This window comes from Bacillus cereus group sp. N11 (assembly GCF_016483605.1).
Classification (GTDB): Bacteria; Bacillota; Bacilli; order Bacillales; family Bacillaceae_G; genus Bacillus_A; species Bacillus_A toyonensis.
In genome coordinates, this window is the sequence record NZ_JAEHBN010000121.1 from 1 (window position 1) to 230 (window position 230).

Consider the following 230-nt stretch of genomic DNA (forward strand, 5'->3'; position numbering starts at 1 on the left):
ACCATCGGCGCTAGAGAGCTTAACTTCCGTGTTCGGTATGGGAACGGGTGTGACCTCTCTGCCATCATTACCAGACTTTTATCATTATACACATTCTTTTCAGAATGTCAAAAGGAATTTTAAATATATATTCCTTCAAAACTAGATAACATCGCTACATATTATATGGTTAAGTCCTCGATCTATTAGTATTCGTCAGCTCCACATGTCACCATGCTTCCACCTCGAAC

The 230-nt window shown here is 39.6% G+C and carries 1 rRNA gene; it reads right to left on the reverse strand.

Features of this window, described 5'->3' with window-relative positions:
* Window positions 1-75, reverse strand: a 5S ribosomal RNA gene (gene rrf / locus JDS98_RS29950); the annotation flags it as partial.
* Window positions 76-230 lie beyond the last annotated feature (155 nt).